Source organism: Methyloceanibacter sp., from assembly GCF_041573655.1.
Taxonomy (GTDB): domain Bacteria; phylum Pseudomonadota; class Alphaproteobacteria; order Rhizobiales; family Methyloligellaceae; genus Methyloceanibacter.
Window position 1 is genome coordinate 19,048 of the sequence record NZ_JBFFQD010000027.1, and the last position, 11,124, is coordinate 30,171.

Below are 11,124 nucleotides of genomic sequence, written 5' to 3' on the forward strand. Positions count from 1 at the left end.
CCATGGCCCTGGCACGCGCCCGCCGCCGTCAATACACCCCCAATTACTGGCCGGGCTTCGTGGACATGCTGTCCACGCTGCTGCTCGTGGTGATCTTCCTCATGGCCATGTTCATGGTCACCAACTACATCATCACCCAGGCCGCGAGCGGCAAGGACACGATGTTGTCGCGGCTGACCCGGCAGCTCTCCGAGCTGACCGAACTGCTGGCGCTCGAACGGTCCAAGAAAGAGTCGGCCGAAGACAATCTGTCGGCGCTGCAAGCCACGCTCCTGAACACCGAATCGGAAAACAAGCGGCTGACGGGGATGCTCGGCACGGCGAGCGGTGCGACGGAAGACGCCGAGGGCCGCATTGCCGCGCTCGGCACCAAGCTCGACGATCAGCGCAAGATCACCAATGACGCGCTCGCCAAGGTCGAACTGCTCAACCAGCAGCTTGCCGCGCTCAGGCTTCAGCTCGCCGCCTTGAACGAGGCGCTCGAAGCTTCAGAGGCGAAGGACAAAGACGCCCAAGCCAAGATTGCCGATCTCGGCCAGCGTCTGAACGTAGCCCTGGCCAAGAAGGTGAAGGAGCTCAACGAGATCCGCTCCGACTTCTTCGGCAAGCTGCGGGCAGCCTTAGGGGCAAGGCAGGACTTTAAGATTGTCGGCGACCGCTTCGTGTTCCCCTCGGACGTTCTGTTCGATCCCGGCTCGTCCGATCTGAAGCCCGGCGCGGCGCCTGAGCTCAACAAGCTGGTCACGGCACTGAAAGAGATCGAAGGCAACATCCCGCCGGACATCGCCTGGGTCATGCGGGTCGACGGCCACACGGACATCAACCCGATCGCCACGCCCGAATTTCCCTCCAACTGGGAGCTGTCGAGCGCGCGCGCCATCTCCGTGGTGCGCTATCTCATGAGCCAGGGGATTTCGCCGCAACATCTCGTGGCCGCCGGGTTCGGCGAGTTCCAGCCCATCGATGCAGGCTCAAGCGACGAGGCGCTGGCCCGCAACCGCCGCATCGAACTGAAGCTGACGGAGCGCTAGGCTACTCTGCGGCGTCGGGCGCGAATTGCAGGTCGGCGAGCCGCGCATAGACGCCGCCTTCGCGCATCAGGACTTGATGGGTCCCCTGCTCCACCAAACGTCCGCGATCGAACACCAAGATGCGGTCGGCGTTCACGACGGTCGCTAACCGGTGCGCGATGACGAGCGTGGTGCGCCCCTCCATCACTTTGTCCAAGGCCTTCTGCACTAAGGTCTCGCTCCTGGCATCGAGCGCGCTCGTCGCCTCGTCCAGCAGAAGGATCGGCGCATCGCGTAAGACCGCGCGCGCAATGGCGATGCGCTGCCGCTGCCCCGCCGAGAGCGTAACACCGCCCTCGCCCAGCTCGGTGTCATAGCGTTGCGGCAACTCCATAATGAACTCGTGGGCGTGCGCCGCTTTCGCCGCCGCCTCGATTTTGGCCCGGCTCGCTTTGCCGGCGCCGTAAGCGATATTGGCGGCCACCGTGTCGGCAAACAGCGCCGGCTCTTGGGGCACGAGCGCGAAACGCGCGCGCAAGTCCGAAAGGCTGGCCTCGTTCACGGGCACGCCGTCGATCCGCACGGCGCCAGACTCCGGATCGTAGAAGCGCAACAGCAGCGCAAAGATTGTTGTCTTGCCGGCACCCGATGGGCCGACAAGCGCCACGCGTTCGCCCGGCTTCACCTGGAAGCTCACATCATGGAGCGCGCGCTGCTCGGGCCGCAACGGATAGGTGAACGACACGTCGTCAAATGCGATCTTGCCATCGGGCGGCTCAGGCATCGCCTTGGGATGTTCGGGCGACGTGATCTGCGAGCGCACTTGCAGCAACTCGCCAAGCCGTTCGGCCGCGCCCGCGGCTTGCGCAACTTCGCCCCACACCTCGCTGAGGCTGCCGACGGCCGCGGCGGCGAATACGGCGTAGAGCACGAACTGCCCGAGCGTGCCGCCGGTTATGGCGCCGGACAACACATCCTGCGCGCCGTACCACAACACGCCGACGACGCTGATGAACACGAGAAAGATGGCAATGGCGGTGAGGCCGGCACGCGCCTTGGTGCGCGCATTCGCGGCCTCGAAGGACCGGTCCACGGCGTCCCGGTAACGTTCCGTGGTCGCCGTCTCATGGGTGAAGGCCTGCAACACTTTCACCTGGCCGAGGCTCTCGCTGGCATAGGCCGACGCGTGCGCCAGCGCATCTTGCGCGAGCCGCGAACGCGCCCGCACGGACCGGCCATAAGCGACGAGCGGCAGCACAATGATCGGAATGGCGATCAGCACGGCGAGCGACAGCTTGGTGCTGGTCACCACCATCATGACCACGGCGCCGGCAAGCAGCAGCACGTTGCGGATGGCTTGGCTGATCGCCGTGCTCGCGGCCGCCTTCACTTGCGTGGTGTCGGCGGTGAGCCGCGACATGACTTCGCCCGAGTGCGAGACCTCAAAGAAGGCCGGGCTCAAACCCGTCAGATGTTTGAACACATCGCTGCGGATATCGGCGACCACACGCTCGCCGAGCCAATTCACGCAGTAGAACCGGGCGGCGCTCGCTAGCGCCAGCACCACACCCACGCCGACCAGCGTCATGAAATAGGTGTCGATCAGGTCGGGCTCGATGCCTGAGAAGCCAAGATCGATCATGCGCCGCACGGCCAACGGCACGGCGAGCGTGGCCGCGGCGGCGGCCACCAGCGCGACGAAAGCGGCGGCGAGCATCCCCTTATGGCGCAGCAGATACGGCCGCAGCCTCAGAAGCGGGCGCAGCGAGGGCCGCTTTGCCTCATCCTCCGGGGTGTCTTCCAACTCAGGGTGTTGCCGATCTTGACCGTCGGAGTTCGATACGACTTGCACTAGATATGCCCAGCTAGAATGCAGTTGGCCGACTTTAAGGGCCTGAGCGGGAAGCGCAAAGGCCTTGATGCCGCGCCCGCCGGCACTGTCTCCCGCAAGGTTAAGCCCCGGGAACGGCCCCCGTTTGCACGCGATCTTGCCCTAGCACCGGTTCCGCGTTATAGGCTCACGCCAATTCCGCAGAATTCGATCAGGCGACGTGGGGTGCCCTCGGCAAGGACGATCGGGCGGCGCCGGACAATGAAGGTTTGAGCCATGAAAAAAGACATTCACCCGGAGTACCACCAGATCAAGGTGGTCATGACGGATGGCAGCGAATTCGTCACCTACTCGACCTACGGGGCCGAGGGCGACTCGCTGAAGCTGGACATCGATCCCAAGACCCACCCGGCCTGGACCGGCGGTGGGCAGCACCTGATCGATCGCGGCGGCCGCCTGACGCGCTTTAAGAAGAAGTACGAAGGCTTTTTGAAGTAGGCTGGATTACTCGGCCTCGGAGCCGAATGCCGCGTGCAGCGCCGAGAGCTGCGAGCTGAGCGGGTGATGTGTTTCGCCCTCAGCAGTCTGTTCGTTGAAATCGAGCATCTGGTCGAGGCGAACCACTCGCTCCTGAAGCTTGATACTCTGCTCGATGAGATCGCGCAGGCGCTCCGGTAGCGCCTCGAAGTCGCGGGTCGGCTGCTCGGCGCCAGCCACGGGGAGCTTGATCTTGCGCTGTTCCTCGACCGCCTGCTCCGGCGTCAGTTCGCCTTCGCTCACGGCCCGGCGGATCAGGAGCCAAGACGCCAGCTGCATCAGCCGCGTCGTCAGGCGCATACTTTCCGTTGCATAGGCCAGCGAATGGGGCGGCTTGAGCTTGCGGGCCTCTTTACGGCCATCGCCGTCCAGATAAGCGGCCGCGGCCTCCACCAAGGCCATACCTTCGCGGAAGACAGTCTTGAACTGGTCCGATCGCGCGAATTTAGCGCCGAATGAGACCGTTACGCCCTCATAAGCATCGGTGCTGTCGTTCTTGGACTTCCCCGCCATTCGCCCCACTCCGTCAACAGCCCCTTCTCGGGGCGCCCCTTATGGGGCGGCATAGTATGCCATGGGCGGAACTTGTCGTCGCCTTCTGGTAACCAAGGTTAAAGCGAGGAATTCAGGCAAAAAGAGAGCCGCCAAAAAAGGCGGCCCAGGAAGTTAACAGGGAGGCGTCAAAACAGAGTGGAACAGGCCACTCAGATCCAGAGGACTGGATAACGAGGACTTTACGCGGCAACTCCTAATAAGCGGTTAAGACTAAGGCCTGATTTACCTAAACGATCGGTGTGCAGGACTTAATCAGCGCTTAAATGCGGCTTCCGCGGCGTTTTTTGAGGATTGCTTGGCGCCCAGCGCCTCTTCCACCCGCGCGATTTCTTCCCGGAGCGCATCGATCAGCGCCTCCAATTCCGCCACGGAGTGCTTGCTCAGGTCTTGGCCGAGCGTGTCGCCTTTCGGCGCCTTTGGCGTGAGATCGTCAAGGTCCATGGGCGGGCCGTCCCTTAAAGGATGCCGCACCCTACCATCGTGGCCTTTCGCCCATAATCCCTTTATCCATGGCCCGCGGACTGAAGAGACGGCGAGGAACCAATGCTGCCAGAGACCATGACTGTCATTGAAGCGCGCGAGGCCGGGGGCCCGGAGGTTCTGGTGCCGGCCATGCGGCCCGCGCCCAAGCCCGCTCCGGACGAGGTGCTGATCGCCGTGGAGGCCGCCGGGATCAACCGGCCGGACGTGCTCCAGCGCCAGGGCCTTTATCCGCCGCCCAAAGGCGCGTCCGATCTTCTCGGGCTCGAAGTCGCCGGTCCCGTGATCATGGTCGGCGAGGCCGTCACCCGCTTCAAGCCGGGCGACTTCGTCTGCGCGCTGGTCAATGGCGGCGGCTATGCCGAGTTTGCCGTCGCCCCGGAGACGACCACGCTCAAAGCACCCGATGGGCTGACCGCGGTTCAGGCTGCCGCGCTGCCGGAGACGATCTTCACCGTCTGGCACAATGTCTTCGAGCGTGGGGGCCTCGAGGAAGGCGATTGGCTCCTGGTCCATGGCGGGGCCAGCGGCATAGGCACCACGGCCATCCAGCTGGCCACCGCGCTCGGCGCAAAAGTCATCGTCACGGTTGGCGACGATACCAAGGCCAAGGCCTGCGAGGCGCTCGGCGCCGTCCGCGCCATCAACTACCGCGAGGAAGACTTCGTCGACGTGGTCCGTAAGGTCACCGAGAAGCATGGCGCCGACGTCATCCTCGACATGGTGGGCGGCGACTATATCGAGCGGAACCTGCGGGCCGCGGCACTCGAAGGCCACATCGTCCAGATCGCCTTCCTGAAGGGCTCCAAGGTCGAGATCGACCTGATGCGGTTGATGATGCGCCGCCTCACCCTGACCGGCTCGACGCTGCGCGCGCAAGGCGCCAAGGCCAAAGCGCGCATGGCCGAGGCAATCGAGAAGACCGTGTGGCCGCTGATCGCGGCGGGCGACTTCAAGCCGGTGATCGACTCCACATTTCCGCTCAGCGACGCGGCCGACGCCCATAAGCGCATCGACGACCCCGGCCATGTGGGCAAGATCGTCCTCGAAGTGACCGGGTAAGCGCACCCCAGCGAGGTCTTCAGGCCATGCACCTCAATTCCTCAGTTCGGTTCTTCCTTCGAGTCCTCTTCATCGGCGGGTTGATCCTTTGTGTGCCAGTGTTCGCGTTTTTGGTGCTCTACGCGGAGCCCTTCGAGCCGCTACGCCGGAATATGACCGAGAAGCTTCTCTCTGAAGCGATGGACGCCACCGTTGAGGTGCGCGGGCCCATCCACATTGACGCCGGCTGGGCGCCGACCGTGAGGATCGAAGACATCGCGGCGGTGGAGAGCAGTCTCCCGCCGGACCTCAAGCGGTTATCGATCAAGTCGATCAAGGTCGACGTGCCGCTCATGCCGTTGTTTATCGCCGATGTGCAACTCCGCGCCCTCGTGATCGAGGGGCTCGACGTGGCCATCGAGATTCCGGAAGGCGGCGCAGACGAAGCCAGCATCAACGTGGCCGAGACGGTGGGCGACTTCGTCCGCTCGCCATTCGCGAGCGACTTCGTCTTGCGCGATGCGAAAGTCGACTATGTCAACGAGGAGAACGGATTCGATCTCCACTATGTCTTCGATGAGATTGCGAGCCACCCATCGGACGACGGCGGGGTCGATGTCGAGGGAACGGGCCGGTTCAACGATGAGCCATGGAGGCTCGAAGTCGATGTCGATCCGCCGGGCGAGGACGAAGACCGGCGGAAGTTCGTGTTTGCAGTGAACCATGCAGGCCTGAAGGTTGCCTTCGCGGGCAACTATGCCTTCGACACGAGCTTCTTCGGAACGGAAAGCGATGCCGTCGACATGACGGTGACCGCATCGGCGCCGCAGTTGAACCGGTCTCTCGCAGTCTACGATATCAAGGGCGAGCTTGATGGATCCGGTGCGCTTTCGGGGCGGCTTGCAGGATCGCTGGATGAGCTTGCGCTCAGCGAGCTCGCGCTGAAGCTCGCATTCGAGTCCGGGGACGCTTACGAAGTGACCGGCGACATCGCAGACCTCATGCAAGGCACGGGCCTCGCGCTGAAGCTCAAGGGCGCGTTCGCGAAGAAGCAGCTGCCGGAAGGCGAGGCACGGCCGATCTACGATATCGGCGTCACCGGCTTTCGAGGGCGCATCGAGGGGTCGCGGGACAGCGTTCTCATAAGAGATTTCCGCGTGACCACGAGCGCCATCCGGACCAAGTTCAGGGATATCGGGCCGATTACCGCCGAACGTCTCTATAAGACCGACGACGGCAGGCTCGGCCTCTACGACGTCGTGGTCCTGGCCGGCGATCCCAAGCGCCCGAGCGTGCGCGTCGCCGGCACGGTGAAAGACATCATCGGGTTCAAAGGCGTCAGCCTCAACGGGCAGATCGATTTCCTCACGGCCGACCTTTTCGACCTCGCGGCCGAGGAGAGCGCCGAAGCGCTTGGTCACCTTTTTGGCGACGTGACCATCTCCGATGCCGACGGATCGCTCGGCATCGAGAGCCTGTCGGCGACGGTCACCGACAGCAGCCTGCTCGAGCTCAGCGTGGACCTTGCGATCGACGACCTGCCGGAGGCCAATGAGCTCACATTCGCGACCCACCTCGACATTGAGAAGTTCAAGCCGTTGGCTGCGGCGCTTGGAAGCGAAGTTGAGGACGTGGGGCGGGTCAAGTTCGACGGCACCGTAGCCCGAAGCGATGAGAACATCGTCATGGCCGGGACCATGCTTGTCGGGCAAACCACGCTCGAAGGTTCGCTGACCGGGGCGCTCTCGGAAAAGCGTGCGCCCGTCCTCAATGGCAACATCGCGACCGAGCTGCTGCATTTGTCGGATCTCATGAAGCTCGCGTCCATCAACGCCGTGTTTCAGGAGAATGCCGACGACGCGGATGCTGACGTGATTGACTATTCGGAGGTCTGGGAGACCTTGCTCGTCGACCTTCAGGTAAAGGTGGCCGCGATCGCCGGCGGTGGTGGCAATGCGAGCAACATTGAAGGCCGCATGACCTACCGCGCTGGAGTCATCAACCTCGACCCCATGAACATGACCTATCTCGGCGGCACAGCCTCCACCAACGGCAATATCGACACCAAAGACAATCAGAACAGCTTCGCGCTCAAGGGCAGCATCAACAATTTGCGCATCGGCGAAGTGCTCCAGGCGATGGAGGTCAACTATCCGGTCTCCGGGGCGCTCAACGTGACCTACGATCTGTCTGGCGCAGGCAACACCAAGGCGCAGATTCCCCGGACGCTGAGCGGCTCGCTCACGACATCGCTGCGCAATGGCTCGATCGGCACACGCCTGATCGACCTGACGGGCATGAGCCTGCCGGGCTGGCTCCTGTCGGGCGCGGCTGGCGGCAGTCAGTCGCCGCTCGTGTGCGTTGTCGCGCCCTTCTCCTTCAAGAACGGGCGCGGTACGACAAGAGGCTTGGTGCTCGAGACGAACAATGTGCAAGTGGTCGGCGTGGGCACGGTGGATTTCCGCGCGAACACCATCGATCTTCACTTCAAGCCGCAAGCGCTACGGAAGCAATTCATCAAGACCGCGCAACCCTTCTCCATCCAGGGCAAACTCGCCAGCGCGAAAGTGACGCTCGGCGGGGCGCCCGTGGCGGGTGCGGTCGTCGGCACACTTGCCTCGCCCCTGAACCTCCTGAGTGCGATCACACAGCCCCGGGCCGGCACGCCCGGGCGCGTGCCCTGCCGCGTGGTGCATGCCAAGCCGCAGAGCGGCCAGGCCACGACCACCAAGCCGCGGCGCGGTGGTCCGCTCGGCCTTGGCATTCTCGGCGGCCAGAGGCGCCGTTGATCGGCCAGGACGGCTCCCAGAACCAATTGCTTGTGGGGGCGAGTGTCCCTATATAGGGCTCATTCCCCTCAATTGGTTGATTTGGCTCTTTCGCCGAGGGGGCGAGAGAGACGGCGCTACCCCTTTAAGCAAGGCTGAAAACCCATCATGACCCGCACCCCTTTGATGCCCAAGGCGACCGCCGTTTGGCTGGTCGACAACACTTCCCTCACCTTCGATCAGATCGCCGAATTCTGCGGCCTGCACGTGCTTGAGGTGAAGGGCATCGCCGACGGCGACGTGGCCCACGGCATCAAGGGCATGGACCCCATCTCCTCCGGCCAGCTCTCCCGCGATGAGATCGCGGTGGCCGAGGAAGACCCGAAGCACCGGCTAGTGCTTCTGGAGCCCAAGGTCGAGGTGCCCGAGGTCAAGACCAAGCGGGGCCCGCGCTACACACCCGTGTCGCGCCGCCAGGACCGTCCGAACGCCATCCTGTGGCTCTTGAGGAACCACCCCGAGCTGAAGGACAGCCAGGTCATGCGCCTGGTGGGCACCACCAAGCCGACCATCCTGTCCATTCGTGAGCGCACCCACTGGAATTCGCCCAATCTGGTGGCGCAGGATCCGGTGACGCTTGGGCTGTGCTCACAGATCGATCTCGATGCGGCCGTGAAACGGGCCGCGGCGCGGCTGGAGCGCGAGCGCAAGAAGGCCGAGAAGGCCGCTGCCAAGGCCGGCACGCTCCTGCCTACCGAGGAGACGACCGCCGCCGCCGTTCCCATGACGCCCGCGGAAGCCCATGCTGGGGCGGCAAGCCCGCCCGAGGCACCGCTAGTGCCGCCAGCGCCACCCACGCCTGAAGACGCCATGGCCGCCTCGCTGGCAAAGGAAGCCCGCGACGCCATGGCCGCTCCGGTCGAGGAAGAGGCCGCGCCGGACGCCGACTCCGTGTTCGCCAAGCTGAAAGAGCTGAAGCCCGAGGGCGGCGGATCCGAAGAGGACACCCCTTCCGAGTAAGAATGCGGGGACACACCCCGATTTGACCTCGATCAAGGCTGGACGCCCGGCCAGAGGCGAGCCTCCCCCTTCCAAAAAATGCGCATGGAGGGGGAGACATTATGAGCGAGTTCGAAATTCTCTTTTTGGTGGCTGTGGTCGGTGCGTTCGGCGCGTTTGCCGTGACATTGGCTTATTACACACACCGCTAGCCGGTCATCCGCCCCGAAAGGGCGAGCAACAGCAATTGATTCAAGACCACCTGCTTGGCTAGTGTGCATCGAGGAAACGCGCCCGCCAAGCCCATGGTCGATCCCTACAACACTGGTCTGAAGAAGACCCCGGCGAACTACCAGCCGTTGACGCCGCTCGTGTTCCTGGAGCGCGCCGCCGCCGTGTATCCGGATCACACCGCGATCGTGCATGGGGGCGCGCGGACCGACTACCGCACATTTTATGCGCGCACGCGCCGGCTTGCCTCCGCGCTTCAAGCCCGAGGCATCGGCGAAGGCGACACGGTGTCGGTGATGCTGTGCAACTCGCCCGCCATGCTGGAAGCCCATTACGGTGTGCCCATGGTGGGGGCGGTGCTTCACTCGATCAACACGCGCCTCGACGCTGAGGCCGTCGCCTTCATGCTCGACCATGCGGAGACGAAGGTGCTGATCGGGGACACGGAGTTCGCGCCCGTGCTGAAGGAGGCGCTTGCCCGCGCCAAGGCAAAGCCGCTTCTCATCGACTATCGCGATCTCGAACTAGGCGTCGAAGGGATGCGCCTCGGCGATCTCGACTACGAGGTCCTTCTCGACGGCGGCGATCCCGACTTCGCCTGGGCGATGCCAGCCGACGAATGGAATGCCATTTCGCTCAACTATACGAGCGGCACCACCGGCAACCCCAAAGGCGTGGTCTATCACCATCGCGGCGCGGCGCTGATGTGCTACGCCAACACCCTCGCCACCGGCATGGGCACGCATCCCGTCTATCTTTGGACGCTGCCCATGTTCCACTGCAACGGCTGGTGCTTCCCCTGGTCGCTCAGCCTCGTCGCCGGTACGCATGTCTGCTTACGGGCGGTGCGCGCTAGGCCCATATACGACGCCATCGCCGAGCACAAGGTGACGCATCTATCCGGTGCGCCGTTCGTCATGGCCGCGCTCCTGGGCGCAGAGCCGGAAGAGAAGCGCGACTTCGGCCATCGCGTCGCCTTCAACCATGCTGCCGCGCCCCCGCCCGCCGCGGTGCTCGCGAAGATGGACGAAGCCGGCTTCGAGCTGACCCATCTTTACGGGCTGACCGAGACTTACGGGCCTGCGACCCTCAACGAGTGGAAGGGCGCTTGGGACGAGCTGCCCCCCGAAGAGCGGCTTAAGAAACGTATCCGCCAAGGCGTGCGCTATCCCGCGCTTGAAGACCTGACCGTCATGAACCCGGAGACCATGGAGAAGACACCGGCCGATGGGAAGACCATCGGCGAGGTCATGTTCCGCGGCAATATCGTCATGAAGGGCTACCTCAAGAACAAGACGGCGACCGACGCGGCGTTCGCCGGCGGCTGGTTCCATTCCGGCGATCTCGGCGTCATGCACCCGGACGGCTACATCCAGCTCAAAGACCGCTCCAAGGACATCATCATCTCGGGCGGCGAGAACATCTCCTCCATCGAGGTCGAAGACGTCATCTACAAACACCCCGACGTCACCGCCGCGGCCGTGGTGGCCAAGCCCGACGACAAATGGGGCGAGACACCGTGCGCCTTCGTCGAGCTGAAGGACGGCGCGCAAACCAGCGAAGCCGACATCATTGCCTGGTGCCGCGAGCATCTCGCCCACTTCAAATGCCCGCGCCATGTGGTCGTTATCGAGCTACCCAAGACCTCGACCGGCAAAATCCAGAAATTCAA

9 protein-coding genes are annotated in these 11,124 nt (G+C 63.8%); 6 read left to right on the forward strand and 3 right to left on the reverse strand.

Translation table 11 applies throughout. The features are described from left to right. Positions 1 to 2 precede the first annotated feature (2 nt). Positions 3 to 1,031 carry a peptidoglycan -binding protein gene (locus ABY454_RS08080; protein WP_372929683.1) on the forward strand — a complete coding sequence of 343 codons (1,029 nt, stop codon included), beginning with the start codon at positions 3 to 5 and terminating at the stop codon, positions 1,029 to 1,031. A 1-nt stretch (position 1,032) separates the two neighbouring features. Here the strand turns inward: ABY454_RS08080 and ABY454_RS08085 are convergent, their stop codons facing one another. Next, complete coding sequence (locus tag ABY454_RS08085; protein ID WP_372929684.1) at positions 1,033 to 2,814, reverse strand: ABC transporter transmembrane domain-containing protein; 1,782 nt, start codon at positions 2,812 to 2,814, stop codon at positions 1,033 to 1,035. A 303-nt stretch (positions 2,815 to 3,117) separates the two neighbouring features. On the opposite strand from ABY454_RS08085, the gene rpmE reads away from it, so the two are divergent. Further along, the gene (gene rpmE, locus ABY454_RS08090; RefSeq protein ID WP_372929685.1) at positions 3,118 to 3,339 is read left to right on the forward strand and encodes a 50S ribosomal protein L31; all 222 of its coding nucleotides are present in this window, start codon (positions 3,118 to 3,120) and stop codon (positions 3,337 to 3,339) included. Between the two features lie 6 nt (positions 3,340 to 3,345). Here rpmE and ABY454_RS08095 read toward each other — a convergent pair whose 3' ends face one another. Beyond that, positions 3,346 to 3,891 carry a DUF1465 family protein gene (locus tag ABY454_RS08095; RefSeq protein ID WP_372929687.1) on the reverse strand — a complete coding sequence of 182 codons (546 nt, stop codon included), beginning with the start codon at positions 3,889 to 3,891 and terminating at the stop codon, positions 3,346 to 3,348. Between the two features lie 294 nt (positions 3,892 to 4,185). Then, positions 4,186 to 4,374, reverse strand: coding sequence for a DUF1192 domain-containing protein (locus ABY454_RS08100; protein ID WP_372929689.1), 189 nt, complete (start codon positions 4,372 to 4,374; stop codon positions 4,186 to 4,188). 117 nt (positions 4,375 to 4,491) lie between these two features. Here ABY454_RS08100 and ABY454_RS08105 point away from each other — a divergent pair, with 117 nt between their 5' ends. The 4 genes from ABY454_RS08105 to ABY454_RS08120 form a co-directional block, all read left to right on the forward strand. Continuing rightward, complete coding sequence (locus ABY454_RS08105; RefSeq protein ID WP_372929691.1) at positions 4,492 to 5,475, forward strand: NAD(P)H-quinone oxidoreductase; 984 nt, start codon at positions 4,492 to 4,494, stop codon at positions 5,473 to 5,475. A gap of 152 nt (positions 5,476 to 5,627) precedes the next feature. Next, entirely contained in the window at positions 5,628 to 8,243 is a 2,616-nt protein-coding gene (locus ABY454_RS08110) for an AsmA-like C-terminal region-containing protein (protein WP_372929692.1), read from the forward strand. 147 nt (positions 8,244 to 8,390) lie between these two features. After that, on the forward strand, positions 8,391 to 9,242 hold the full coding sequence (locus ABY454_RS08115; RefSeq protein ID WP_372929693.1) for a DUF1013 domain-containing protein: 852 nt from the start codon (positions 8,391 to 8,393) through the stop codon (positions 9,240 to 9,242). A 284-nt stretch (positions 9,243 to 9,526) separates the two neighbouring features. Beyond that, positions 9,527 to 11,124, forward strand: a 1,598-nt coding sequence (locus tag ABY454_RS08120; protein WP_372929694.1) for an acyl-CoA synthetase, incomplete at its 3' end; no start/stop codon positions are given.

Coding starts and splice junctions, on each gene's coding strand:
- ABY454_RS08080 (WP_372929683.1), top strand. CDS start 3: ATGGCCCTGGCACGCGCCCGCCGCCGTCAATACACCCCCAATTACTGG.
- rpmE (WP_372929685.1), top strand. CDS start 3,118: ATGAAAAAAGACATTCACCCGGAGTACCACCAGATCAAGGTGGTCATG.
- ABY454_RS08095 (WP_372929687.1), bottom strand. CDS start 3,891: ATGGCGGGGAAGTCCAAGAACGACAGCACCGATGCTTATGAGGGCGTA.
- ABY454_RS08100 (WP_372929689.1), bottom strand. CDS start 4,374: ATGGACCTTGACGATCTCACGCCAAAGGCGCCGAAAGGCGACACGCTC.
- ABY454_RS08105 (WP_372929691.1), top strand. CDS start 4,492: ATGACTGTCATTGAAGCGCGCGAGGCCGGGGGCCCGGAGGTTCTGGTG.
- ABY454_RS08110 (WP_372929692.1), top strand. CDS start 5,628: ATGACCGAGAAGCTTCTCTCTGAAGCGATGGACGCCACCGTTGAGGTG.
- ABY454_RS08115 (WP_372929693.1), top strand. CDS start 8,391: ATGACCCGCACCCCTTTGATGCCCAAGGCGACCGCCGTTTGGCTGGTC.